We start from the raw sequence: 25,673 nt of genomic DNA, 5'->3' as shown, positions 1-25,673 counted from the left end.
CCAAGATAAGAGGCTAGTTCAGGGAAATTGCATCTATCAGTTAAAAGTAAGTTAACTGATTGGAATTAAGACGTTGCCATCTAAAAAAAATATTTTCTCCACAAAGTATTTACTTGATTAAAAAAGGAGTTTAGAAATCATGAAAACGGTAGTCAATTTAACACAACAATCAATAGTGGGAGAAATTGAAAGTGTTTTGAATACATATCCATCCCATCCATATCAACAAGCCTTTGCGATTCCTGATTTACGCCAAGAGCTAATTACTTTCGTTCTTAACCGCATTCCCTCCTTTTACAGCATCATGTCTGATGAACAGATTCCAGCGGAGGCTGAACAAGGAAGCTTGGCTTATTACAAATTGCCTCGTAAACCCTTAGAGCAGCAACTACATTTACAGAATTTGATTCACCAAGGCATTTGTTTAATCGTTCAAGAAAAGTCAGATTGGATTAGCCATCGTGTTTGTGAAACAGTTCAACCAGCTTGTGAACCCTCTCACTGGTTTGGTTAAGAGTTCTAACGAGATTTGGCTCTCTGCTGAGATATCATAACGCCCGCAGTGAATTTTTAATTTTTGAGCTAATCCCACAGCTTTTAGTCGTGGGATTAGCTCAATATTTTTTAAGTAGATTCCAATTGAGGTGTAAACTTTGACAATTACTAACTTCAAAGGATATTCCCAGGATATGAGAAAAATAACTGCTCTAATGCTAAGTATTTCCGTGACTGTCGGGGTAGGAACATTAACACCTAAAGTCACTAATGCCCAATTGTTTTATCCACCCGCAAGCGATCGCCATTCATTAATGGTAATCGGTCAAGGGGTTGTGAGAGTGCCAGCAGATACAGCGGATATTGAGTTGGTATTCAGTAGTGGAAGTAGCAATGATGAGTTACAAACGCAACCATCATCTCTACCCGAAACCCGCCGTCTATCCTCACCCTCCGGGTATGCCTCCGGCACGCCAAGGGCGAACGGCAGTCCCTCTTTGTTGGAACAACAAGACCGGGCTGCCTCACCAACTCTACTTTTTAATTACAAAACAGCAGCAGAACCTTTACCAAACAAAAAATCCCCAACGAAAGCAACTCTTCAGCCTGTAGTGGATAGCTTAGTTGCTAAAGGCATTAGGACTGATAAAATTCAAGTGCAAATTAATCCTAATGCCAGTGAAAATAACGCCAAAATATTGGTGAGACTAGAAAAACCAACACGCGTTAGCGAAGCTCCTCCTTTGGAGGTTCGCGTCCAAGAAATTGTTGCTACAGCGAACAAGTCCACGAGCCAAATTGAAAACCTTTCTGTCAAGAGTGTGGGTGTTGACTATGCAGTAAATGACTGTCAAGCTTTGCAGAGTTCAGTTTATCAATCAGCGATGAAAGATGCCCAAAGCCGCGCTCAGGCTTTAGCAACTGCGATGGAAGTTAAACTTGGTACTCCTTCTGTCGCCGAGCCATTTTACACATTACTTTATCCCTCATGTAGTTCTAAAACTGGAGTTCCTTTACCGTCGTTTGCTAGTTTTTTATTATCACCAGCTTACGATCCAGAAGCACCGGCAGAAGTTGAAATGAAAAAGGATATTTTTGTGACATATACAACGAAATAAACATTTATATTTAGTGCGATCGCACTTTGATTGAGTCAAAATTGGAAGTGCGATCGCTTAACTATTTTTACTCTGAACCGAATCAACGGAGGCGCTGCTGCTGTTATTGTAGGAGGAGTTGCTGCTATTGCTGTTGGCGTTGCTGCTCCTGCTGTATTAGGAATAGGGGCTGCTTTGGGAGTATATCACTTAGCGAAAGAAAACAAAAAATAGCAAGCTAATTCAGGTGCGTTAACGTAGTGTAACGCACCCTAAAGATTGAATATGCAAGTTAAAAAATAGGTTATATAAATCATTAATAATACTCAGTATTTGGCTAAAATTAGTAATTCTTTTAACGCACACCTATAGCGTGTTCATAATAAAAATCAAATATTCACTTTAGTTTAGGCTAGATTGCTGATTTCAAACTTCAGTAATGAAAAAACTCCAGAAATGTTTGTGACAAATCTGGAGTCAGGAAAGATACGCATTTACCTATACCAAATTTTCACCCTGAGAAAATCCTACGTCATCCGGGTATACACTCAAATGTAGATAAAAGTGTTTGAGGATTCTCATTTACACACCTTCTCTGTTGGAAGTAACGCAAAACAGCCCCAGATAATCTGAGGCTGTTTTGCGAGAGTTGTTTGGCAGGAAGGGTACATCAATAACTGATGCCCGTGTTAAATATAGATAATTCAGTATGCATCCTTATTCAGCCATGTTTTGCCATATCAGGATGATTGGGAAAATTTTTATGGCTTTTTCCAAAAAGAAACTCCAGATGCACTTAAGGCATTCTGGAGCAGTAACAGGTTTCTAACATCAATCAATTTTTACCTATGCGATCGCCCGATGTCGTTAGGGTATATACTCAAATGTGTTTTATGTCTACTCATCCGCAAATCGACCAACAAGTTACCTTCTTCTGTACCCATAACCTCAATATATCTACAGAATTCTACGAACAAAAGCTAGGTTTGGAGTTATGGCTTGACCAAGGAAACTGTCGAATTTATACTGTTAGTGGTTCTGGATACTTAGGATTGTGTCAAGCAAGCGAAAAATTAACTCCCCCAACCGATAAACACTCAAGTGTCATTTTTACCCTGGTAACACAGCAGGTGGATGAATGGTTTGAATATCTCCAAGAACGTGGCGTCGAATTTGAAAAGCCACCTACACTAAATGAAAAGTACAATATTTATCACTGCTTTTTCCGCGATCCTGATGGTTATTTGATTGAAATTCAACGTTTTGAGACTAACTACAACAAAAAAGACATAACCAAATAAGTTATGTCTAGACGTTTAATGTACAGGGCAGGATTTTTACAGGCTAGAACTTTTTGATTTACTGGGGTACATGATACCGACTAATGCTGTATGAACATTATCGATAGGAATATACCTTTTCTTCCATAGATTTATCGGGATACAATGCGTAATTTATGCTGCCACTGGAAAATATTTACATTTATTTACAATTGTTGCTTAGTTGTAGCCAGCCCTAGCACTGCTTTTGACTTTTATATGATGTTTACTTCAGTGCTAATAATAAGTATTTAACCGGACTTTAAATTGTATAACAGAAACTAGAATAAAATACATATTCAACAGTATATTATGTTCTTCTAAAGAAGATTTTTTTAATGATCTCTGTGATAATTATGCTACTTTTATAATGCTTGTTTTTAAGCTAACAAATATTGAATATATCGGTTAAATAAATATTTTACTAGGGTGAATAAATGATGAACGAAAAAATCCAATGGCTCCGCACAGCATTACAACCTAAAGGTTCAGTAATGAAAGCAATTTTCAAACATATTTTATGGTGTGGAGCTTTCGGATTTTTAATTTCTCTGCTTCACCATTTTGAAAAACCTGTATCCCAGCCTATTTTAGCAAATGTGATTCCTAGCATTGTTTTAGGTTTGTTACTTGTCTTTCGTACAAATACTGCTTATGAACGATTTTGGGAAGGAAGAAAATGCTGGGGTTCTATAGTAAATAACACCCGAAATTTAGCGAGGCAAATTTGGGTATCAGTTGATGAAATTTCACCAGAAGATAAAGACAATAAAATTACAGCATTAAACTTATTGGTAGCGTTTGCTGTAACAACTAAACTACATTTGCGAGGAGAAGGTGTCAATAGCGAGTTAGAAGACTTAATGCCATCTACTAAGTATATAAAACTGAAGATTATGAATAATCCTCCTATAGAGGTTGCCTTTTGGATAGGAGATTATTTACAGCAACAGTACGATCGTAATTGTCTTAATAGCTACCAGCTAACATCTCTGCAAGAATTATTGAATAGTCTTGTGGATAATTTAGGTGCTTGCGAACGTATTTTAAAAACACCTATGCCACTTGCTTATGCTATTCATTTGAAGCAATTACTGATACTATATTGTTTCTTGCTACCATTTCAAATAGTAGACAGTCTCGGTTGGTGGACAGGTTTAGTTTCTGCTTTGGTTGGGTTCACTTTGTTTGGCATTGAAGCCATTGGCTTAGAGATAGAAAACCCCTTTGGTTATGACGCTAATGATTTACCATTAGATGCAATTTGTGAAACAATGAAGCGCAATATTGACGATTTAATTACTTTGACTCCCAATGCGCGATCGCATCAGCAAGATAGTATAACCAATTGAAAAAAGCTGAGGATATTGATTAATAAAAAAGAATATACAGCAGTTTGCAAGTAAGTGAGGTGAAAAATCCAATATTCACGCATCAGATATAAGATAAAATATCTTTTCACAACCGCCGAATCGCAATTTCCAACCCTTCACATACACGAGTCAGAAAATCTAAATCCAAAGTAGCGATCGCATCACTAGCCTTGTGATAATGTGGATTTCGCAAGAATGCCGTATCTGTCACCATCATTGCCGGATAACCCAAATCCCAAAATGGAGCATGATCGCTAAGTCTGGTTTGGGGAACTATTAAACCTCGATTCGGCACGGGTAGCCATTGACTAGATACGCCAGCTTTGCGAATATTACGGCTCATCCCAATTAAGTCAGGCAATGTCCGCAAATTGCCAATTAAAGCAATAAAATCACCCGTATCTGGGTAGAAGCGTTCCAAAGGAGGGGGGTAACTTTGGGAACCAGGTGTAGAATCCTTATAGCCCAGCATTTCTAGGGAAATCATTAAGCGTAGCTGTTGCTTTTGTTGATGCAACAGGGCTGCATAATCAGCACTACCCAGTAAGCCGTATTCTTCCATATCGAAAGCAACCAGCCTTAAGGGATATCTCACAGGTTCAGCAGCAAACTTTCTTGCCAATTCCAGCAACACCGCTACACCTGTAGCATTATCATCAGCTGCAACTGTTCCTGGAACGCCATCATAATGAGCGCCAATTAAAATCGGTAGTAAATCCTTTTTTTGCCCTTGAGCTTGGGATGGTAAATTTAATATCAAGTTATTACAAGCTTTACCTCTGACTTCAAAGGTGTGGATTTCCACACTCCCCCATTGGGAAAATTGCTGGCGGATATATTCTTGGACAAAAAAATGTCCAGCCGTTGCCATGTAAGGATCGCGTTCTCGCGCGATCGCACTCAGGGAAGTCTGTAATCGCTCTGTTAAATTCAAATCTTTTAAGTAGTAGCAATAATATTAGAATTTTCAGGCACTCAAACAAGCAAAGTAAGCATTATTAAGGTTAACTTACCAATTTGCAGATAACTTAAACAGAAATAGCCGGATATCAAGAATTGAGGCTGCTTGGGCACGCCAACCATCTCAATGCTATCCTAGTCTTGCAACTATCTCCTCTAGCTGCACTTCTTAGCTTACTGCCTTAATGATGAGTATTTGAGTATTATACATTGAGGTGTTTTTATCTTGTAGCACAAAGCTAGAGGTAGTTCCGCCCAATCATAATAAATATATAAGACACTTTAGGAGAAGAGTAACGCATGGGCAAGGTAGTCGGCATCGACTTGGGTACAACCAACTCAGTAGTCGCCGTTATGGAGGGTGGCAAGCCGGTGGTGATTGCCAATGCAGAAGGAATGCGAACAACCCCCTCCGTAGTTGGCTTCAGCAAAGAAGGTGAAAGGGTGGTTGGGCAGATGGCACGGCGACAAACCGTCCTCAATCCTCAAAATACCTTTTTTGCAGTTAAACGTTTCATTGGGCGGAAGTATGGTGAACTGAATGCAGATTCTAAGCGTGTGCCCTACACCATCCGCAAAGACGAAGTAGGTAATATTAAAATTGCCTGTCCTCGTCTGAATAAAGATTTCGCCCCAGAAGAAATTTCGGCAATGGTGCTGAAGAAATTGGCAGACGATGCTAGCCGCTATTTGGGTGAACCAGTTACAGGGGCAGTTATTACAGTACCCGCCTATTTTAACGATTCTCAACGGCAGGCAACCCGTGATGCTGGCAGAATTGCTGGTTTAGAAGTACTGCGGATTCTCAATGAACCGACAGCGGCATCTTTGGCTTATGGATTAGATCGGGGTGACACGGAAACTATCTTAGTCTTTGACTTGGGCGGTGGCACTTTTGACGTGTCGATTTTAGAAGTTGGCGATGGGATATTTGAAGTCAAAGCTACCAGTGGCGATACGCAACTTGGTGGGAATGACTTTGACAAAATAATAGTAGATTGGTTGGCAGAGCAATTTCTGGAAACAGAAGAGGTAGACTTAAGACGCGATCGCCAAGCTTTGCAACGTCTCATGGAAGCCGCGGAAAAAGCCAAAATTGAGCTTTCTGCTGTCAGTGTCACCGATATTAATTTACCCTTCATCACTGCCACGGAAGATGGGCCGAAACATCTCGAAACTCGTTTAACTCGTTCCCAGTTTGAAGGTTTGTGTGGTGATTTGGTGGGAAGATTGCGGACACCAGTGAAACGCGCCCTCAAAGATGCCGGACTTTCACCTAGAGACATTGAAGAAGTTGTGTTAGTTGGCGGTTCTACAAGAATGCCAATGGTAAAGCAGCTTGTGCGGGACTTAATTGGTACAGAACCCAATGAGAACGTTAACCCCGATGAAGTCGTGGGCGTGGGTGCAGCAATTCAGGCAGGTATTCTCGCCGGCGAACTCAAAGATGTGCTGCTTTTGGATGTTACACCCCTTTCTATGGGATTGGAAACCATCGGTGGTGTGATGAAAAAACTCATTCCCCGCAACACGACAATTCCAGTACGCCGTTCTGATATTTTTTCCACGTCTGAAAATAACCAAAATACTGTGGAAATTCACGTAGTTCAGGGCGAACGGGAAATGGCAGCAAACAACAAGTCTTTAGGACGGTTCAAGCTCTATGGCATCCCACCAGCGCCACGAGGAATTCCCCAAGTTCAAGTGTCATTTGATATTGATGCTAATGGTATTTTACAGGTAACAGCCCTAGATAGAACCACTGGACGAGAGCAAAGTATCACCATTCAAGGCGCTTCCACCTTGAACGAGTCAGAAGTGAATCGGATGATTCAAGACGCTCAAAAATACGCTGATGTCGATCGCGAACGTAAGGAAAGAATAGAAAAGCGGACTCGTTCTGAGGCGTTGATTTTCCAAGCAGAACGGCAACTGAGAGAAGTCGCGCTGGAATTTGGTATGCAGTTTGCCCGCAGCCGCCGCCAAAGAATTGATAATATTTGCCGACAACTAAAGGAGAGTCTTCAGGAAAATAGCGATCGCGGTATCGATCAAGCCTACGCCGACTTGCAAGATGCTCTCTATGAGCTAAATCGGGAAGTCCGCCAGACTTATGCTGAAGATGAAGACGATGATTTGTTTGGGACTATCCGTGACATCTTTACTGGCGGTGAGAAAGAACGAGAACGCGAATTTCCCAGAGATACATATCGAGAACGCGACTCATACAGTAAAGACTATGGCAAAGATTACGGTAGAGATTATAGCCGCGATAATCGTTCTTCCTCTTATGAAAGCCGTCCTCCACGCAAATCCCGCCCCAGCTACCAAGATAACTGGGATGATGAAGAAGACAATGATTGGTTATAAGAAAAGTTAGGAGTTAGAAATTAGGAGTTAAAAATAAATCTTTCAACTCATAACTCCTAACTCCTAACTCCTAACTCTTAATGGATCTAAAATATAAAATTTAAATAACTGAACTATGCAAAATTTGCCGAACTTTCGCGATTACTATGAGATTTTAGGAGTATCTAAAGATGCCTCTGCTGAGGAAATTAAAAAGGTTTATCGGCGGTTAGCAAGGCAATATCACCCCGATCTGAATCCGGGTAACAAAGAATCTGAGGAAAAATTTAAGGATATTGGCGAGGCTTATGAAGTTCTTTCCGATCCAGCCAAGCGATCGCAGTACGACCAGTTTAGCCGCTACTGGAAGCAAAAAGGCTTTGCAGGCAACAAACAGACGCCAAAGGCTAAAACTTGGCAGAGTAGTGCTAGCGATCGCAACGGAAATCAGGACGTAGATCCTAGCCAATTCTCCGACTTTGAAAGCTTTATTAATCAAGTTATTGGTGTCAAAAATAAGAGTGCGGCAAATAACTCTAGTAATGGCAATACTAGCGATCCGTTTCGTTCCCCCAGAACAAAAGTTGCCTATACAGTTAATACTCCACCACCTCGGACAGCCCGTCGAGATATAGAAGCCAGATTAACGCTTCCACTAGAAAAAGCTTATCAAGGTGGTAATGAACGGATTCGTTTGGAAGATGGGCGATCGCTAGAAGTTAATATGCCACCAGGGATGGTAACAGGTCAAACCATCCGTTTGCGGAACCAAGGCGTTGGTGGTGGCGATCTATACTTAAAAATTACCGTTGAACCTCATCCATTATTTAAGCTAGAAGGTTTAAATATCGTCTGCCAAGTACCTGTTACTCCCAGCGAGGCAGTTTTAGGAGGACAGGTAGAAGCACCTACTCTTGACGGCCCTGTGAAAATGACTACCCCTCCCGGCGTTAGGTCTGGTCAAAAATTTCGACTAGGTAATAAAGGTTATCCTAACGATGACGGAAAACGTGGCGATCAATTAGTAGAAATTCAAATAGTTACACCAAAAAATATTAGTCAAGAAGAACGGGAGCTTTACGAAAAGTTACGGCAAATTGAAACCTTTAAACCCCGCGCTGATTTAATACGTTAGAAATGAGGTTGTGTATCTATATTTAATACCTTTATCAAAACAGAATTCAGAAGTCATATCATGTTCGGATAATTAGTTGTGATTCCCACAGTCATTGCACCCCACCCCCAGCCCTCTCCCCGCCGGCGGGGTGGGGTTCTTGGATGTTTAGTAAGTAATCAAGCCGACATGATATCAGGAGTCAGAATGGGCTAAACCTTAGCTATCCGCTAACAGAATTGAATTCTGAACGAAAAAGTGGATAGCGCCGGCGGCAAGCGAGGTATGTTATTGCTCAGAGTAGGGCACAGGGAATAGCAACTTAATTCTCTTGCCCCATACCCCATGCCTAATTACTGATATCCCTTCCAAGGAGTGACTTCCAGCTTGCCGTTAGGCTTGAATATCACTTGGAAGTGGGCTAGAGGTTCTTTGTCATTGGGAGCAGCTACATTAGAACCATAGATGGCGTTAAACATCTTAGGAAGAGGTGTTTCTCGGAAATAATCAAAGGCGACTTGATTAAGTGGTTCATAGTCAGCAATTACACCATCTTTGTTGACTGCTACCCGATATTTCAAATCTCGCGTAAAGGTGGGAGTGCCACTCCAGGTTTCACGAACTGTATTATAAAGCTTTTTATTTAAACCTTTAGTGATATTAGAGTCAGTAATTTTTGCACCGACTACCTCTGGTGTCTTAGCATATCCTCGCCAAGGGCTAACTTGCAGCACACCATTTGTAGTAAACACTATTCGGAATTGGGCTATCGGTTCATTAGAAATGGGAGCGCGATTAGCAGGATTGTAAAGTAAGTTAGGTAGAGGAGTTTGCCCAACTCCTTGATTGGCCTCTTTATTCACCGCTTTATAACCAACGATCGCACCATCCGCAGCTACACCCAAACGATAGATCAAATCCTGTTGCAATCCTGAACGCTTAGTCCAAGCTGGATGAACTTGGTTATACACTTGACGATTCAATGCACGCAGCTGGGATGGATCGGTAATTTCTGGAACTGTATTTAAAAGTGCTTCTAAATCTTTGACTACTGGCTTTTCATTGGCTGTGGGTGTTGCTGTAGGTGTTGCAGCCTCGATGGGTGTTGCAGCCGCTGATGCTGGAGGATTAAGGCTCTTTGTTGTAGAGCTAGTTTGCTCATCTGGCTTAGGCTGCGGTGGACGAATTTGAGGAGGTGGAATCAAGTTAAATGCGATCGCTGCTACTGCTAAACTTGATACTCCCACAGCAGCAGGAACAGCTTGCCTAATTACAGCCTGACTAGCACCACCATAGCGTCTAGTAACTGGTTGTAGTTCTAGGGATAATTCTGGTAAAGTCTGGCTATCAGCAAAAAACTGATCCACTGCTTCTACTAAATCAAACAACTGCACCGTATTCAAATCTATTTCAATCGGCGGACGTTTAGAATTATTCGAGTGAGACTCAAACCCCTCTGGAGCATTCTCTGAATGTACGATTAACCTGTGGCGGTTGCCGTCAATTTTTTTAAACTCTACTAGCTCCGATTCCTGGTTGTGTGCTTGCGGATTGGGTACAGTACTCAGAAATTCTTGGGCGTAACCACTAACAGCCCTCACCAAACTTTCAAAAAATTCTCGCCCTCCGGTTAGGGGTTGATTGTAACCAGATAAATAGCATTCTGCATTTACCAATATTGATAATTCTGGGCGCATTTCCTGGAACTGTGCAGCCCTAGTGACATCACTTAACCCTTCTAAAAGAAGAGTACAATTAGGTAGACTGTACTTACGTTGAATATTCATTCCACTTCACCGTCAAAAAGACTAATCCAGAACCGCTGCATTCCAGCAGTACCAGTACAAAATAGTAATTGTCCTAACAAATTTATTGCTAGCGCATCTAATTTTTCATCAGAAGTTAATGCTAGTACACCAGAACGTCGAGCATTCATCCGGCTTTTAAAATGCGCTCTAAACCGCTCTAAATAATTAGATAGCCGCAAATTCTGTTCTAATGGAATCTGTTTTTCTTCCATTTGTTGGCATATCATTAATAACTGGCGGATGACAACAGTTAAACGCCGTGCTATGTAGCAAGCAATGACCACCAAAGCTTTGGCTTCCATAATAGTTAAAGGACGGCGCATGTGCGCTCTTCGTAGCGGGTTAGAGCTACGCATCCGCCATAAATTCACTCTGTCTTTAACAATTCCTTTCAGATCCAACTCTTGAGCAAAAGCCAGGATTGCTTCCGAACCACCAAGTTCTAAAGCTTCAATTGCCAGTAAAATCAGGTCAATTTGCAGCCTAGTTCTCCGAGGACACGTTTTGGAAGCGATCGCAGGATCTGGTAAAGTGTCCAGAATCATCGGCAGTGAGTCTTGGGTTGGACTGTTGAACGGCGTTAAACTTGCTGAAACATTCATTCTATAAATACCTTGTGCGGTTCCAACAGACTAGATAAAACAAATTTAAGATCGGTAGCCAAGACTTGACGTTAGACTTGTGGCAGGAGCATGACTACCTGATATATACATTACTTAACTCTTTCTACTCAAAGTTTTCCCTATATTGAAATCAAAATTTTAAAACATCACTAAATTCACCTCATTTATTAGTGAAATACCTTTTCTAGCTTGGTTTAGATTCTAATTATCGTCAATGAAGAGCGAAGCTTTAGCCTTTATCCCCACTTGACCCCCAGCGTATGACATTATAGTGTACGATTTTTCAGGTATCTGAAATTAGTCATTGGGCATTGGGCACTTGTACTGAGCGTACCCCTCCGGGGAAGCAAGCTACGCGTAGCGTCTCGTAGAGAAGCTAAAGTATTGGGCATTGCTTATTAATTTATCTAACTCATTCCTTATTCCCCATTTTATGGATTTAAAGTCTCTGGTTCGTGACATTCCAGATTTCCCGAAACCCGGAATTTTATTTCGGGATATTACTACGTTACTGCGCGATCCAGAGGGACTGCGCTACACTATTGACTTTTTAACACAAAAATGTAATGAAGCTGGAATAACAGCTGATTATGTTATTGGTATGGAGTCGAGAGGATTTATTTTTGGTTCACCTCTGGCTTATCAATTAGGAGCTGGTTTTATTCCCATCCGCAAAAAAGGGAAGTTACCAGCAGCCGTTCACTCAATTGAATATGAACTAGAGTATGGTACAGACTGTCTAGAAGTGCATCAAGACGCTTTACATCAAGGTAGCCGAGTTTTGATTGTGGACGATTTGATTGCTACGGGCGGAACTGCGAGTGCGACAGCAAAGTTGGTACAGAAGATTGGCTGCGACTTAGTAGGTTTTGGGTTTATTATCGAGCTACGGGATTTGCAAGGGCGTACACATTTACCGGACGTGCCGATTATCTCTTTAATTGAATATTAGTCATAATTCATAGGTAATTAGTCATTAGTCAATAGAAAAACAACTGGCAAATGATGAAGGGCAAATGGCAAATGACATAGACGCGCCAGCGGCTAGTCTACGAGAACGCCAAAGGCGAACCCGCAGGGTAGGAGAAATGACAAAGGACAAAAGATAAATGACATCTACGAAAATTTCCTTGGAGACAGGTCGGGATTGGCTAATCGGGCTAGTCACGAGCGAAACTTTTGTTTATGTGATAAAGCGGCTATTGCAGGCACTGCTAACTTTGTTGTTGGCGTCAGCGTTGTCGTTTTTTATCATTCAACTCGCACCCGGTGATTATGTAGATACGCTGCGGCAAAATCCGAAGATATCCCCAGAAAGAATTGAGGAAATCAAACGGCAGTTTGGTCTAGATAAGTCTTGGCCAGAGCAATTTGGTCTGTGGCTATGGCGAATCTTGACCAAAGGGGATTTTGGCACGAGTTTTATTTATCAACGTTCAGTTGCATCGCTCTTGTGGGAACGAGTCCCAGCGACTTTGCTATTAGCGATCGCATCTCTAATTGTCACATGGGCGATCGCCATCCCTCTAGGGATCTTTGCCGCTGTCAAACAAAATAGGCCAGCAGACCGGATTTTACAGGTGATTAGTTATGCTGGACAAGGCTTTCCCAGTTTCATCACTGCCTTAGCGCTGCTGGTTTTAGCCCAAATCACCTCGCCGCTTTTCCCAGTGGGTAGCATGACTAGCATCAATCACTCAGAACTGTCGTGGTTTGGCAGAATCTTAGATATCGGCTGGCACATGATTTTACCCACCATCGCACTCTCAATTACTAGTTTTGCTGGTTTGCAACGCATCACTCGTGGCGAATTATTGGATGTTCTGCGTCAAGACTACATCCAAACGGCTCGTGCCAAAGGTTTGCCAGAAAACCGCGTCATCTACGTTCATGCACTCCGCAACGCCATAAATCCCTTAATTACCTTATTGGGTTTTGAATTAGCTGGTTTACTAAACGGTGCCTTCATCGCCGAATTTTTCTTCAACTGGCCTGGTTTAGGGAGATTAGCTTTACAGGCTTTACAAGCTCAAGATTTATATTTATTAATGGCAAGCTTGATAATGGGCGCAGTACTGCTGATTGTTGGCAATTTAATCGCTGACTTGATGCTCAAAGCAGCCGATCCACGCATTCGCTTAGAAAATCTCAATTAGCAGAAATATCTAAATTCAAAAAACCAAAAACTTATTGAGAGATTTTCAGGGTACTGCCAACTATCAAACAACAAATAACTAAATAGCCAGGATGAGGATGTCGTTGAATTAAAGTCTTCCTGATTCCTCATCCCGTCTTAAATTTGGCTGTTCTCAGTCTCAAGCTAATTCTGCAACTGCAAAATTGCAAATTGGTGTTTAGCTGGTTATTTTACCAATATTCAGCTTTACTTCTTGCTTTCGCATATTTAAGAGGTTTTCTAAGCGGGCGGCGGGAATCGAACCCGCATTAATAGCTTGGAAGGCTATAGTTTTACCACTAAACTACGCCCGCAAATTTCCAACTCTATGAATTTAACACAGTTTCTGTAAAAATTCAAGTATTCAGTTGGAATTTGCGGGTTGCATTTTGATCCTGACATACAAATTGCTTAAGTCTGGTTTTGTGCCATCGTTATTGTGGGCAGCAAGAAAGTTTTCTGTTTTGAAAACTTCGCTCAGGGCTTGCTCGTATGTACTTTTTTCACTTTGCAGTTTTGCTGGTTCTATTTCTAGAACTACAGCCTGTTGAAAGTTGCCATTCTGATCAATTATCAAGCTAGCCAAGAGTTGTGCTGGCTCAAGTTCAGAATTCTGGACAAGAAAACTTGGGTCTAATTGTTTTGTGTTGCTTCCCTTGTATAAAGCAATAACGTCAGGTAAAGCATCTTGTCGGAATCCTTTTGATTGTATCAAGCCAATCACTTCATCTCTAGATAAGGGAGTTACTATTGCTACCGATGCTCCTCTAGTCGAAGTTGGTGGAGTTTCTCCAGTCGAAGTTGCTGGGGTTTCTCTAGTCGAAGTTGCTGGGGTTTCTCTAGTCGAAGTTGGTGGAGTTTCTCTAGTCGAAGTTGGTGGAGTTTCTCTATTTTCAGGTTCTGAAACTGGTCGATTTGATGGAATACCTGTTGGAAGTTGCGTTCCCTTTCCCAGTTTAATTTCTTGACGACGGTTCCAAGGTAAATTACCGACTGGAACTGTAGGTGTCGGTGTGGCTTTAGCTATAGGCTTCGGTGTGGCTTGAGGTGTCGGTGTGGCTTTAGCTATAGGCTTCGGTGTGGCTTGAGGTGTCGGTGTGGCTTTAGCTATAGGCTTCAGTGTGGCTTGAGGTGTTGGTGTGGCTTGAGGTGTTGGTGTCGGTTTTGGCGTGGGGACTATCTGTTGTCTAGAAGGTTCGCTATTAGGTTGAGAGGCATAAATTCGGCTCTTTTTCTGGAGATTCTCAGGAGAATTTATTGCACCAAAATCTTGATTGATAGGCGTAGTTCGTGCTGTTTGTGATGAACGTGCTGGTACAGACTTTTGATTTGAGGATAGTGGCTTTGACGAAACTATTTTTGCTGTTGATTTTGATTTGATTATTGATTTTGTTTTAGGAGCAATTTCTATCAATTCGATCGGAACAGCAGATTGATTTTGCTGGGGAAACCACAGACTAAATGCATTAGATGAGCGCATCAGCCAGAACACCAGCAAGTGCAGAGAGACTGAACTGACAACGACAAAAATCCACAAACCTGGTGGATCGCTGTGTCGTCTCCAGACCTTGGCTGGAATTGGAGTTTTGTCTGCAACCGATAGTGTCATATTATATAAACTGGATATGATTATGCACTTTTACTCATTGGTAATGCTTTAAAATACCAGTCTAAATTTTAGCGATTAACCATTACCTCTGGTGAAACAGCAAAAGTCAAAACTGTTTCATCTACGCCTTTAAGTTCTAGCGGACTACCTTTAGTAATTTCTCCTTCCTGTAAATAATCTGCTACGGCAGCAGAAACCAGGATTGTACCGGGAACAGCGGCAGCTTGCAACCTTGCGGCAATATTCACACTTGGGCCAATAGCAGTATAGTCGGCGCGTTCAGCGCTACCAAACATCCCCACAACAGCAGTACCTTGGTGAATACCGCATCGGAACTGTACGCTAGTAAGTTTGTCGCTATCGAATACACCTTGCTCTCGCCAGCGCTGGTTCAAGTCAGCCAGTGAGCGGTGCATTGCTCTTGCTGTATTGATGGCACGACGCACTTGTTCATTAGGGGTTAGTTCTTCCGGCGCTCCATATAAAGCTAAAATAGCATCTCCCATAAATTTATCTACAGTGCCGCCATTGCTAAAGACAACTTTGGTCATGGCTTCTAAATATTCATTTAGCAGCTCTGCAACTCGTCGGGATCTGAGAGTATTTGCTAGCTGTGTAAAACCCACAATGTCACTAAATAAAACTGTAATTAAGCGCGGTTCTGGGCGCAAATCTAACGTTAAATCTCCGGTTGCGGCTTTTTGCACCAATACAGCAGGTAAAAAGCGCTTTAGCACCGATTCTGTTAGATAAGTATTTAACTCCACAATTCGCCGTTCATTTTCTTTCAACGCTAAAAGATTCCGAACTTCTGCCAAAAGTTCCCGATCGTTAAATGGTTTTGCTAAATAAGCGTCCGCGCCATTTTCTGTACCTTCGATGCGGGTTTCCTCATCTACTTTCGCTGTCAGCAGAATGATTGGTGTTCCTTTCAACGTCTCCTCATTGCGGATCATCTGAATCATCTCAAGTCCGCTCACTAACGGCATCATTAAGTCAGTCACAATCAAGCTGGGTAGAATTTCCTTCGCTCTACTGTGCCCTTCATGACCGTTACGAGCTGTCTGTACATGATAGCCATTACGGCGGAAAATTTCAGATACATAGGTTCGCAAATCGGGGTTGTCATCTACAACTAAAATTGAGTGCTGAGTCTTATGTGCTGAGTCTTGAGTATCAACACTGGGGGAGAGGTTTATTGTAATATCTTCAATATTGTCTGTTGTTGACTCTACTAGTTCTAAATCAGCTAATTCTACGCTAGCGCGGCTTGTATTCAGTTCTGTAGGCGTTTCTACTACTTGCTGTGTAGGTAAATGAGCATTTCCAGTCACCAGCCATAAACTAAAAGTAGTACCTTCACCATACACTGATTCCACAGTGACTTGACCACCATGTAATTCTACTAATTCTTTAACTAAAGCTAAACCCAAACCACTGCCTTCATAGGAGCGGTTTGCTGAACCTTCAGCTTGGCGAAAGCGCTCAAATAGGTGGGGAATTTGTTCTTTAACAATACCAATTCCAGTATCTTGCACTTGTAATATGCAGCGATCGCGCTCAGATTTTAGTCTGACACTGATGGTGCCACCTTCGGGAGTAAACTTCATGGCATTTGACAAGAGGTTATAAACCACCTTGTCAAATTTTTCCATGTCCAAGTACACCGTTGAACACTCATCTAACTGGGTAGCTAGATGCAGTCTCTTTTTCTCACAGTAGGGACGAAAAGATTCAACTATTTGGCTGACAAATTCGACTAAATCGCAGGGATGGAAGCTAGGCTGCATTCTCCCGGCATTCAGGCGTTGTAAATCCAGGAGTTGATTTACCAGTCGCAGCAGGCGGCGGGAGTTACGCAGGGCGATCGCACTTTGGGAGTAAGATAATCCCTCACCAGCCGCCACCGCTGACTCTAAAGGCCCTTGAATCAAGGTAATCGGTGTGCGAAACTCATGGGAAATATTTTGGAAAAATTCGGTTTTTTGTTTGTCTAATTCCAGTAAGCGTTCAGCTTGTTGGCGAGTTTTTTGATATAAGTGTGACTGCTGCACAGCGATCGCGGCTTGCGCTGCTACTGCTTTCGCCAAATCAATATCAGATGGCAACCACTGGCGTACTTTTTTACCTTCATGCAAAGTAATACTACCAATACATTTACCATCAGCCAATAATGGCACAAACATTAGCGATCGCGCTGGCATTTTTAAAGGCAAATCAAAACCCCGCACATCTGAGGGAGAATGGCTCACATTACCAATCACCACAGGTTCATGCGTCTGTAGCATTTGTTGGAGGATGGGATTTTCCTGAATCGATGCTTGAGAATAAGGTAATCTCTGGTTTGGTAGGTGATTATTGCTACTTAAATTATGATCTGGGGCTGGCGCTCTTAAATTTTCTAGATGTTGAAAACTATCATACAAACCCACACATTCAACAAACTCATCTTCCTCTGTCCACAAAGACAAGACGCAGCCATCAACTTGTAAAGCTTGTCCCAATTGTTGGGTAATAGCCGCAAAGATATCTTGAGGATCTAAGCTAGAGCGAATTGCGCTAGTAATCGTATTAATCAAGCTCTCTCGCTTGGCAAGGGCACGTACTTGTTCGTAAGCATAAGCTTGAGACAAAGCTAAAGCTGCCTGATCCGCTACCATCAAAACTAACTGCACCTCATCCTCGCCCCAGAAGCGAGGAACAGAACACTGGTGCAGCGCTAGCACCGCCATCAGTTCTTGTTGGCAGATCAATGGCACAACTAAACTAGAACAAATGTTAGCAGCAGCAAAAGCTTGCCCCCGCTCACGCAGTTCGGGAGTGTTACCGTGAATGCGCTCATCATCGATCGCATCGTGAATCACTTGAACTTCGCGGGTTTCCCACACTGTCTGAGCCAAAAGAGGCAGAGGAGTTGCAGAGGATATAGCGGGCACAGAGGAAAGACTTACTGCTACTTCCGCTCCGATCTCCTGCACCTCTGTTTCTTCAGAAAGAGGTTTCTGATAAATAAACCCTTTATCCGCCAACTGCTCATCTTGGAAGGGACGTAGCAGACAAACATCCACTTCCAACATGTGACCCACTGTGTCTACAATTGCTTGCAAAATTTGTCTGTAGTCTAAAGCGCTGCGAATCGTATTGGTAACGGTATTCAGCAGCGATTCTTGACGGAGTGTGCGGGTAAGTTCGCGGGTTCTAGCTTTGAGGACATTGTGGGTATCCAAAGCTTGGCGTACCACCGCTTTTAGTTCCTCCGCTTCCCACGGTTTAGTGACATATTTAAATACCTTACCAGCGTTAATTGCTTCCACCAAGTCTTCGACATCGGTGTAGCCAGTTAAAATAATCCGAATAATATCTGGATATTGAGTTGCTGTTAGGCTCAAAAATTCTGTACCGCTCATCATCGGCATCCGCTGATCGGAGATGATCACCGCGATCTCTCCCTCTTGAGCCAGCAGATCGAGGGCCGCAGGGCCAGAGGTTGCCCTTAGCACCTTATAATCACGATAGAAAGTGCGGTAAAGCAAGTCAAGGTTGTCTGGTTCATCATCGACAACCAAAATTTTAGGCTTACTGTTTGCTTGGGATTTCATGCACCGCTTTCCTGCTGCAACGGCAGTCGGATAAAGAATAATCTGATCAGGTAAGGATTTTTCTGAGTCAGGTAAGAGCAGAGCATTTCGACCAATAGGGCTGTTTGGCTACATGACTGCTGAGTGTAGGAGCGTTTGCTCACGGAAATTCGTCTCAATTGCTTGTGCCGATTACCGTTTGCGTTGGTGCAGTGTAATTGCTTTCATTGTCAGTTTTAGTGTTACAGAGTCGACGCTTACTTGCCAAATCTTTTTTCACCTCCTGTGAGCAATGTCTGATAATACATACAGCGCTCATAGCCAGCTGAAAAATCCAGATAAAGCTGCATATTAAGTTTTCCCTCCACAGCTGTTGTAATAACACTTGCAGGTAAATTTTATTTATGGTAGTCATGGTAGAGTCAGCGAAATTAAAACAATAAGATTTAAAGCCAAAGTATACTATTAGACAAATACCTCTTTCTAATTTAGCAATCAGAACTATCATTAAGACAAGTGGTAGTGCTTGAGGAGTTAGAGATTAGGGATTAGGGAACCTTACAGATTCTTGTCCCAGTACCTGTACAGCCTATTTAGATGACTTAGTAGCAAAGTAGTATCAGTGTAGCGGTAACTGCAAAAAACAAGTTCAGTAGTACAACCAAAGGTGGTCTTAAACCAGAGTTTGCCAATAGTGTACTTACTTAACAATTTTGGAGATGCTGCTTACAGACAAGTTATGCTATTTCTCTGCCCACTGGCTCAAAGCTCTATCACTTTACAAATGTTTTTGTGGCAATCAGTTTGAGATTGTGCCTACCTAAAACAAGGGATGCGATGAATATACTGAATTTAAGGTTATAGATTTATGAAGTTGTAACTCCTAATACTCTTTTAAAAATGCAGGTTATAAAACTCCAAACTAAAGTGTAAAAATTTGTTTAATCTACAAGCAAAAGCGAATTAGCAATATTGGTTAAGTTAAATTTTCTGGGCAACTCTATAAAGTTCTGATTTAGTTTTAATCTTGTTTTAGGATATTTGAGAAAATTTTTGTTGAATAAAATCAATACTAAACTAGCCTTGAAATATCGGTTTTTTCACCCATACCACCAACAACCAATCGATCCAGCTTCCTGCCAATTCCAAATTCGTACAGCTACACCTGCTGATTTGATTGGTGTTGCCCAAATTATTACTGAAAGCTTTCACTCCCACAAGGGTATATGGGGATGGGCTTTCCCGTTGCTACGTCTGGGTATTTACGAAGACTTAAGGCATCGGATGGCATCACCTGCGCCCCGTCATCTTTGCTTAGTTGCCTTTGAAGCTACTACTAGTGAAGCTAATAACTTAGTAGGAAGTGTGGAAATGGGTATACGCTACAGCAGTGATTCATGGAACCAGGTTGGTGTAGGTTTTCCTTACTTATCTAATTTAGCGGTTCACCCAAAATACCGTAGACATGGTGTGGCTTCAGGATTACTTACTAGCTGTGAAAAAGTCTCTCGCGAGTGGGGATTTCAAGACTTATATCTCCATGTTTTAGAAAATAACTATCAAGCACGACAGCTGTATTTCAAGCTGGGATATCGAGTGCATAAAGTCGAATCTAATTGGAATACATTTTTTCTAAGACGCTCAAGCCAGATGTTATTGCATAAGCACCTGAGTGCTGATTCCATTATCTGAGTTTTGTGTTGGCAATTGTCAAGTTTTGTATTCTGTTCCAATTAATTCGATAAAATCTGTAACTCATAGCGGCAATCAAACACAAACTAAGCTAAACCACTTCTACCTTGAGAACCATAGTTATTTTGACTTAGAGAAAGCTCAAAACTCAAGCCAGGACTAAATAATATACTCTTCTTAAGAACTCCAGGTTTTCAACTGGATGGGGTTTAATTAGAAATCTAGCCAACATTAGCTAAATATCCAGATAAATCCGCTTTGATTTCGATGACTGACTTGCTTTAGCAGGCAAAAGCTAACGATAAATAAGGCTCTTTGAGTTATATTGAGTTTTTTGACGCAATCAAATAGGAGTCCTATAAATTAAAACTAAAATATGTTTGTTAATTTACTCGCTTCTTAAATAGCTTTTAATAAATTTTTTATCAAAAGAATATTTGATTTAAACTTTTTACGAAAAATAACCTCGTCCCTATAAAGAAATTATCTTTTTGGTAAATATTTTTAATATTAAAAAATGTTAAATTTAGCTTTTGGAATTTATGGTTAACAAATTTTTGAAAGCATTCAATATAGATGAAAATAGACTATAATCGGAAGATACGCGAAATTGCATTGAAAGAAATCAATTACTTCCTCATAAAAAATTTGTAATTAATATATTCATCTTTATAAAAACTTTAAGAAAATACTCGTATAGTTTACAGACAAATCTAGTTATATCTCATAAAATATAATCACTCAATTACTGAAACAACGCCTATATATTGTTATTTTTAGTTGGATTGACCAGAAAGGTCTTGATAATAAAAGAATTCAAAAACTTGATTTGATATAACAGCTAGTTCCGTTTTGAAGTGCATACTACAACAACATTCATTAAAAGTTTAAAAAACATGGATAGCGAACAGCATCGACGCTATCAGACCTCTATGGTATCAACTTATTACCCTGAAACTACTTTCCTTGACTCTGTTGTCATGTCAGACGGAACTGAGCAATCACAAAGCTCGGATATCCTTACACGTTTGCACAGTGGAGAAGTTTTCATCGTCAATAGTCGTAGGCGAAATGGATTAATACTTTTTAAACGCTACCATGCAGAGTTTGCTGGCCCTGGGGCTGCTGTGGGTGGGGATTACGATTGTGATTGCCAAAGGGCACTGCCCATAGGTAATCTTTCTTTATTAACTCCTGAATCTAATGAAGAACGCCAGAAGGCTTACTTGATTAGGCGACAGTGGATTCGATTGATCAAGCAAATTACAGAAAATCCACTGCCTGGGCAGCGAGTACAGAAAATTCTCGATCAATTTGAACAATACTTTCCACCAGAAATAGTGGCTCTTTTGCCGGATGTTGCCTTTGCTCTTTTAGTAGGTGTGCTGCCACAAACAGTTGGAGTAGTACGCCGTTTGGGGAGTGAGGTAAATAGCAGGTTTAATTACTGAGTAAATTGCTAAGATGACAAATTTGCCAAAGCAGCTTTTACTCGATTAACGGTGCGGGCGTTTTCTTCTATCGTTCCGACAGTAATTCGTAATCCTCCACTAATGTACCGTACAAGAGTGCCGAGTGTTCTGAGTTTCTGGTGGAAAGTTTTTAAAGCAGTTTCTTGTGAATTAAAGACATTTGGTTTAAAACGCAGGTAAATAAAGTTGGCAGCACTTGGAGTAATTTGTAGTTCCGGTTGTTGGGATAAAATTTCGATGAGTTTGGCTCTTTCGCTCAGGGTTTGGGGAATTGATTCGAGCAAGAGTTTACGATTTTGTAAACCAACTAAGGCAGCTGCTAGGGAAAAACTGGGGAGATTGTAGGGTAAGCGAACTTTTTCTAAAATGGCGATCGCTTCGGGATGGGCAACGCAATAACCAATACGGAGAGATGCCAAGCGGAAAGCTTTAGAAAAAGTGCGTAATATTACCCAATTAGGATGCTGTGCTAATTCACCTACTAGGGTAGTTTGACTGAATTCAAAGTAAGCTTCATCAATTACTACTAAAATATGGTGTGGCAAGCTTCTTAACCACGCCAACTCTGCCTCAGTTAAGTTGTTAGCAGTCGGCGAATTGGGATGTACTACGAAAACTACGCGAATAGGAGGATTTTGAGTTTGTTCGATCGCAGACTGTGCAGCGCTTATGTCAATTTCAAAATTTGTTTCATTTCTCCCCACCGCCACTACAGGAATCCCCAAAGTTTGCGCCAAAATTCCATACATCGAGAAAGTGGGATTGGCAACGAGAATTGACCCTTCTCCTTTTAGACAGGTGGCGATTAATAAAGAGCGGATTAGTTCATCTGAACCATTACCAACAGAAATATTGACAGCAGTAAATAAGGATGATGAGAGGGCGGCTGAGTGATTGACGTACTCAGCGATCGCATCCTTAAGTGTTTCATGTCCGCCATCAGGATAACGATTTGTTTCAATTACTTGCTGATAAGTCCACGCCAGCTTCTCTTTTAACTCAGGTGGTAAATCGTAAGGGCTTTCATTTGTATCTAGCCGATCAAACTGTGTGGCGACAGAATCGGCTGTATCGCTGCTAGGATGAGGTTTATAGGCGGTGAATTGGGCTAAATCTGACCGGATGAAGGGAAGCATAGTTTTAGTCATTAGTCATTGGTCATTAGTCATTAGTCACTTGTACTGAGCGTAGTCGTTGGCGCAGCCTCTCGTAGAGAAGTATTGGTCATTAGTAACTAACAAAGGACAAATGACTAAGGACATTATTTATATGTGAGTCTAATATTTTACAACTTCAAGGTAATTGGCAAAAGAGGCGAATTGCCTGCCAAATTTCTTCCATAACATTACCCAAAGCGTGGTCACTGTCGAGTTCGACTAACTCAACCCAAGGACGCGATCGCGCAAAGTCACGACTAGCTTCTATCGGAATGACTTCATCCTTTTTTCCGTGCAAAATTAGCGTGGAGATAGGACGTTGCAAAAGTTTTTCTTGGTATTGGGCAGCGTCTATGACGAAATCGTAACTTAAAGGAATTAATCGCTCTTCCCCGTAGTGGTAGACCATGATAGATTTTTCTTGCTGCCAACGCTGTACTTCTTCATCTCCTAGCTTGGGCAACCAATGGGATAAAAACCCAAAAGCTGGTGCTAGTAAAACTAAGCGTTGTACTTGCAAATTTTGTTGTCCCAAGTGGGCGGCAGTTAAACCACCCAAACTTGAGCCAATCAGCGTTACTGGTGTAGAATCATTGTTAAATTCTGCGGCAACTTGAGCGATCTGACGAGTGATTGTCAACTGGGAAAAATCGCCTACATTGAGATCGGGAATTTTCAGCTTTGTGTGAATTTGGGTAAAGTGATCGCTTATATCCCGCGCTTTGGCAGAATTAGGGCTAGAAGCAAAGCCGTGAAGATATATGTAGTCCAAAGTTGTAAACAGTTAGGAGTTAAAAATTATTGAGTGTTGATAAATAAAGATTTATCATTTTTTATGACTCATTTATAATTCATAACTCACAACTCCTCACTCCTAAGTTTTATTACCGCATTGTGACAAATTCCTCTGCGGATGAGGGATGGATACCCACAGTGGCATCAAAGTCTTTTTTAGTTGCGCCCATCTTGACTGCGATCGCTATACCTTGGATAATCTCAGCGGCACTTTCACCTACCATGTGAGCGCCTATAACTTTGTCGGTATTGCTATCAACTACCAACTTCATCATTGTCTTTTCTTGCTTACCAGTCAAACTGTGGTACATGGGGCGGAAGCGAGTGCGAAAAATTTTGACGGCATCACCAAGTTTTTCCCGTGCTTCGGCTTCTGTCGAGCCGACTGTTGCGGCTTCTGGGCTAGAAAATATGGCTGTGGGCACAGTTTCGTGACTGAATTCGCGGCGATTATTCCCAAATTCGCTATCGGCAAAGGCGCGACCTTCGCCAATGGCCACGGGAGTTAAATTGATTCGGTCGGTGACATCGCCAACAGCAAAAATATTCGGTTGACTAGTTTGACTATATTCATTGACTGCGATTGCATTTGTGGTAGCGTATCCAGGCCCTTCTATAGAACTGGCGACAACATCAACCCCAGCGTTTTCTAAACCTAATCCATCTACATTGGGAGTTCGACCAGTCGCTACTAAAAACACATCGGCAATTACTGGTTCTTGATCGTCCCCTGATAAAGTCAATTTCAACCCTTCTGGCACACGTTCAATTGCTTTCACCACATTATTCTTAATCAAGCGAATTCCGTGGTTTGTCATGCCCTCTTCAATTTCTATACGGACATCTTCATCAAAACCATTTAAAATCTTTTCACCTCTGGTAATTTGTGTCACTTCAGAACCCAAACCACGCATAATACAAGCAAATTCCGTGCCGATATAACCAGCGCCAATAATAACGATGTGTTTTGGTTGTTCTTTTAGATGAAACATTTCGTTGGAGGTAATGCCATGTTCCATCCCTGGTAAATCTGGCTTGACAGGACGCCCACCAACAGCAATTAAAATTTTGTCTGCTGTAACCTTACGTCCATCAACTTCTATGGTGTGGGGGTCTACCAATGTGGCGCGGCCAGAAAATAGTTCTACTCCGGCTTTTTCCAAGAAGCTTATATGTAGTTGCGACAGCCGTCGAACTTCCTTATCTATAGATGTAATGAAATATTCCCAGTCAAACTCAGCATTACCTACTTTCCAGCCATAGCCTGAAGCATCACTGAACAGTTCGGGAAAGTGAGAGCCATAGACCATGAGTTTTTTGGGAACGCAACCGCGAATCACACAAGTGCCACCAACTAAATCATATTCAGCGATCGCCACTTTTGCGCCGTAGCTAGCCGCTCGTTTGGAAGCCGCCAAACCTCCAGAACCCGCACCAATTACAAACAGGTCGTAATCAAAAGTCATAAGTTTATGTTCTCTTTAGCAACAAGTGAGTTCCTGGGAACTTACACACAGAAAGTGATTGAACTATATAAGGATATCCGGTGAACCCTGTGTAAGTCCTGTCCTTGATTTAATCTAGCGTTAGCAGATGCTATCTGGTCGTAGGGAATATCACTTTTTGCTTTGGCAGCTTGTAAAAGCAGTAGTTAACAGTTGTATAGTTCTGCCCCTAGTGGAGCATAAGTCTGTGCTATCGCATTGAAGCAGCTAAGTTCCACAAGAATTACGCAAAATTATGACAAAACCTACTGCCTTCGGTGTTTGCATAGCATTTTTTACTACCATTAGCAATTTTTATGTACTTGGAGAGTCAGTTGGCGTTACGGGCGTTGGTGTTACTGGCGTTACGGGTGTTGGCGTTACTGGAGTTACGGGTGTTGGATCTATCGGCGTTACAGGTGTTGGATCTGTTGAGGTTACAGGTGTTGGATCTGTTGAGGTTACAGGTGTTGGTGTTACTGGAGTTACGGGTGTTGGATCTATCGGCGTTACAGGTGTTGGATCTGTTGAGGTTACAGGTGTTGGTGTTACTGGAGTTACGGGTGTTGGAT

At 41.7% G+C, this 25,673-nt stretch carries 20 protein-coding genes and 1 tRNA gene; 12 read left to right on the top strand and 9 right to left on the bottom strand.

Annotated elements, in window-relative coordinates; genetic code table 11:
• The first annotated feature begins 139 nt into the window (after positions 1 to 139).
• The 5 genes from RMX69_RS26565 to RMX69_RS26545 all read left to right on the top strand — a co-directional run bounded on the left by RMX69_RS26565 (position 140) and on the right by RMX69_RS26545 (position 4,263).
• Positions 140 to 514 carry a hypothetical protein gene (locus RMX69_RS26565; protein WP_289798985.1) on the top strand — a complete coding sequence of 125 codons (375 nt, stop codon included), beginning with the start codon at positions 140 to 142 and terminating at the stop codon, positions 512 to 514.
• Between the two features lie 196 nt (positions 515 to 710).
• Entirely contained in the window at positions 711 to 1,613 is a 903-nt protein-coding gene (locus RMX69_RS26560; protein ID WP_322639215.1) for an SIMPL domain-containing protein, read from the top strand.
• Positions 1,614 to 1,643: 30 nt separating this feature from the next.
• Positions 1,644 to 1,826 carry a hypothetical protein gene (locus RMX69_RS26555; RefSeq protein WP_322639214.1) on the top strand — a complete coding sequence of 61 codons (183 nt, stop codon included), beginning with the start codon at positions 1,644 to 1,646 and terminating at the stop codon, positions 1,824 to 1,826.
• Positions 1,827 to 2,485: 659 nt separating this feature from the next.
• Positions 2,486 to 2,893: a VOC family protein gene (locus RMX69_RS26550; protein WP_322639213.1), complete on the top strand. Its 408-nt coding sequence runs from the start codon at positions 2,486 to 2,488 to the stop codon at positions 2,891 to 2,893.
• A 455-nt stretch (positions 2,894 to 3,348) separates the two neighbouring features.
• Entirely contained in the window at positions 3,349 to 4,263 is a 915-nt protein-coding gene (locus RMX69_RS26545; RefSeq protein ID WP_322639212.1) for a bestrophin family protein, read from the top strand.
• Positions 4,264 to 4,369: 106 nt separating this feature from the next.
• Here RMX69_RS26545 and RMX69_RS26540 read toward each other — a convergent pair whose 3' ends face one another.
• Positions 4,370 to 5,218 (bottom strand): M28 family peptidase, encoded by an 849-nt coding sequence (locus RMX69_RS26540; RefSeq protein ID WP_322639211.1) that lies wholly within the window; start codon positions 5,216 to 5,218, stop codon positions 4,370 to 4,372.
• A gap of 326 nt (positions 5,219 to 5,544) precedes the next feature.
• Between RMX69_RS26540 and dnaK the strand changes: the two genes are divergently transcribed.
• On the top strand, positions 5,545 to 7,614 hold the full coding sequence (gene dnaK / locus RMX69_RS26535; RefSeq protein ID WP_322639210.1) for a molecular chaperone DnaK: 2,070 nt from the start codon (positions 5,545 to 5,547) through the stop codon (positions 7,612 to 7,614).
• A gap of 115 nt (positions 7,615 to 7,729) precedes the next feature.
• Complete coding sequence (locus RMX69_RS26530; protein ID WP_289798991.1) at positions 7,730 to 8,728, top strand: DnaJ C-terminal domain-containing protein; 999 nt, start codon at positions 7,730 to 7,732, stop codon at positions 8,726 to 8,728.
• Between the two features lie 332 nt (positions 8,729 to 9,060).
• Here the strand turns inward: RMX69_RS26530 and RMX69_RS26525 are convergent, their stop codons facing one another.
• Positions 9,061 to 10,494 (bottom strand): DUF4335 domain-containing protein, encoded by a 1,434-nt coding sequence (locus tag RMX69_RS26525; protein ID WP_322639209.1) that lies wholly within the window; start codon positions 10,492 to 10,494, stop codon positions 9,061 to 9,063.
• Entirely contained in the window at positions 10,491 to 11,117 is a 627-nt protein-coding gene (locus RMX69_RS26520; RefSeq protein ID WP_094350233.1) for a DUF3038 domain-containing protein, read from the bottom strand. The genes RMX69_RS26525 and RMX69_RS26520 overlap by 4 nt, the downstream gene beginning before the upstream one ends.
• Positions 11,118 to 11,571: 454 nt before the next feature.
• Here RMX69_RS26520 and RMX69_RS26515 point away from each other — a divergent pair, with 454 nt between their 5' ends.
• The gene (locus RMX69_RS26515; protein WP_289798993.1) at positions 11,572 to 12,090 is read left to right on the top strand and encodes an adenine phosphoribosyltransferase; all 519 of its coding nucleotides are present in this window, start codon (positions 11,572 to 11,574) and stop codon (positions 12,088 to 12,090) included.
• Positions 12,091 to 12,247: 157 nt separating this feature from the next.
• Positions 12,248 to 13,294, top strand: coding sequence for an ABC transporter permease (locus tag RMX69_RS26510; protein WP_289798994.1), 1,047 nt, complete (start codon positions 12,248 to 12,250; stop codon positions 13,292 to 13,294).
• A gap of 263 nt (positions 13,295 to 13,557) precedes the next feature.
• Here RMX69_RS26510 and RMX69_RS26505 read toward each other — a convergent pair.
• From RMX69_RS26505 to RMX69_RS26495, 3 genes are all read right to left on the bottom strand, one after another.
• Positions 13,558 to 13,628, bottom strand: a tRNA-Gly gene (locus RMX69_RS26505).
• Between the two features lie 50 nt (positions 13,629 to 13,678).
• Entirely contained in the window at positions 13,679 to 14,923 is a 1,245-nt protein-coding gene (locus tag RMX69_RS26500; protein ID WP_322639208.1) for a hypothetical protein, read from the bottom strand.
• Positions 14,924 to 14,991: 68 nt separating this feature from the next.
• Positions 14,992 to 18,522 carry a response regulator gene (locus RMX69_RS26495; RefSeq protein WP_322639207.1) on the bottom strand — a complete coding sequence of 1,177 codons (3,531 nt, stop codon included), beginning with the start codon at positions 18,520 to 18,522 and terminating at the stop codon, positions 14,992 to 14,994.
• A gap of 1,032 nt (positions 18,523 to 19,554) precedes the next feature.
• Here RMX69_RS26495 and RMX69_RS26490 point away from each other — a divergent pair.
• Together RMX69_RS26490 and RMX69_RS26485 are read left to right on the top strand one after the other, a co-directional pair.
• On the top strand, positions 19,555 to 20,193 hold the full coding sequence (locus tag RMX69_RS26490) for a GNAT family N-acetyltransferase (RefSeq protein ID WP_322639206.1): 639 nt from the start codon (positions 19,555 to 19,557) through the stop codon (positions 20,191 to 20,193).
• 896 nt (positions 20,194 to 21,089) lie between these two features.
• Positions 21,090 to 21,644 carry a hypothetical protein gene (locus tag RMX69_RS26485; protein ID WP_289798997.1) on the top strand — a complete coding sequence of 185 codons (555 nt, stop codon included), beginning with the start codon at positions 21,090 to 21,092 and terminating at the stop codon, positions 21,642 to 21,644.
• 8 nt (positions 21,645 to 21,652) lie between these two features.
• On the opposite strand, the gene RMX69_RS26480 is transcribed toward RMX69_RS26485, so the two are convergent.
• From RMX69_RS26480 to gor, 3 genes are all read right to left on the bottom strand, one after another.
• Positions 21,653 to 22,801: a histidinol-phosphate transaminase gene (locus tag RMX69_RS26480; RefSeq protein WP_322639225.1), complete on the bottom strand. Its 1,149-nt coding sequence runs from the start codon at positions 22,799 to 22,801 to the stop codon at positions 21,653 to 21,655.
• A gap of 157 nt (positions 22,802 to 22,958) precedes the next feature.
• On the bottom strand, positions 22,959 to 23,594 hold the full coding sequence (locus RMX69_RS26475; RefSeq protein ID WP_289798998.1) for a YqiA/YcfP family alpha/beta fold hydrolase: 636 nt from the start codon (positions 23,592 to 23,594) through the stop codon (positions 22,959 to 22,961).
• Positions 23,595 to 23,706: 112 nt separating this feature from the next.
• A complete protein-coding gene (gene gor, locus RMX69_RS26470) occupies positions 23,707 to 25,083 on the bottom strand; it encodes a glutathione-disulfide reductase (protein WP_289798999.1) in 1,377 nt (458 codons plus the stop codon).
• A gap of 274 nt (positions 25,084 to 25,357) precedes the next feature.
• Between gor and RMX69_RS26465 the strand changes: the two genes are divergently transcribed.
• The coding region (locus RMX69_RS26465) for a hypothetical protein (protein ID WP_322639205.1) at positions 25,358 to 25,673 on the top strand (316 nt) is incomplete at its 3' end.

Source organism: Nostoc sp. EspVER01 (assembly GCF_034530635.1).
Classification (GTDB): Bacteria; Cyanobacteriota; Cyanobacteriia; order Cyanobacteriales; family Nostocaceae; genus Nostoc.
This window is presented reverse-complemented; position numbering and strand designations above follow the sequence as displayed.

What these genes read in the sequence shown, in the direction of transcription:
- RMX69_RS26485 (WP_289798997.1), top strand. Translation starts at nt 21,090, where the DNA reads ATGGATAGCGAACAGCATCGACGCTATCAGACCTCTATGGTATCAACT.
- RMX69_RS26500 (WP_322639208.1), bottom strand. Translation starts at nt 14,923, where the DNA reads ATGACACTATCGGTTGCAGACAAAACTCCAATTCCAGCCAAGGTCTGG.
- RMX69_RS26510 (WP_289798994.1), top strand. Translation starts at nt 12,248, where the DNA reads ATGACATCTACGAAAATTTCCTTGGAGACAGGTCGGGATTGGCTAATC.
- RMX69_RS26480 (WP_322639225.1), bottom strand. Translation starts at nt 22,801, where the DNA reads ATGCTTCCCTTCATCCGGTCAGATTTAGCCCAATTCACCGCCTATAAA.
- RMX69_RS26530 (WP_289798991.1), top strand. Translation starts at nt 7,730, where the DNA reads ATGCAAAATTTGCCGAACTTTCGCGATTACTATGAGATTTTAGGAGTA.
- RMX69_RS26525 (WP_322639209.1), bottom strand. Translation starts at nt 10,494, where the DNA reads ATGAATATTCAACGTAAGTACAGTCTACCTAATTGTACTCTTCTTTTA.
- RMX69_RS26560 (WP_322639215.1), top strand. Translation starts at nt 711, where the DNA reads ATGCTAAGTATTTCCGTGACTGTCGGGGTAGGAACATTAACACCTAAA.
- gor (WP_289798999.1), bottom strand. Translation starts at nt 25,083, where the DNA reads ATGACTTTTGATTACGACCTGTTTGTAATTGGTGCGGGTTCTGGAGGT.
- RMX69_RS26545 (WP_322639212.1), top strand. Translation starts at nt 3,349, where the DNA reads ATGATGAACGAAAAAATCCAATGGCTCCGCACAGCATTACAACCTAAA.
- RMX69_RS26520 (WP_094350233.1), bottom strand. Translation starts at nt 11,117, where the DNA reads ATGAATGTTTCAGCAAGTTTAACGCCGTTCAACAGTCCAACCCAAGAC.
- RMX69_RS26515 (WP_289798993.1), top strand. Translation starts at nt 11,572, where the DNA reads ATGGATTTAAAGTCTCTGGTTCGTGACATTCCAGATTTCCCGAAACCC.
- RMX69_RS26565 (WP_289798985.1), top strand. Translation starts at nt 140, where the DNA reads ATGAAAACGGTAGTCAATTTAACACAACAATCAATAGTGGGAGAAATT.
- dnaK (WP_322639210.1), top strand. Translation starts at nt 5,545, where the DNA reads ATGGGCAAGGTAGTCGGCATCGACTTGGGTACAACCAACTCAGTAGTC.
- RMX69_RS26550 (WP_322639213.1), top strand. Translation starts at nt 2,486, where the DNA reads ATGTCTACTCATCCGCAAATCGACCAACAAGTTACCTTCTTCTGTACC.
- RMX69_RS26495 (WP_322639207.1), bottom strand. Translation starts at nt 18,522, where the DNA reads ATGAAATCCCAAGCAAACAGTAAGCCTAAAATTTTGGTTGTCGATGAT.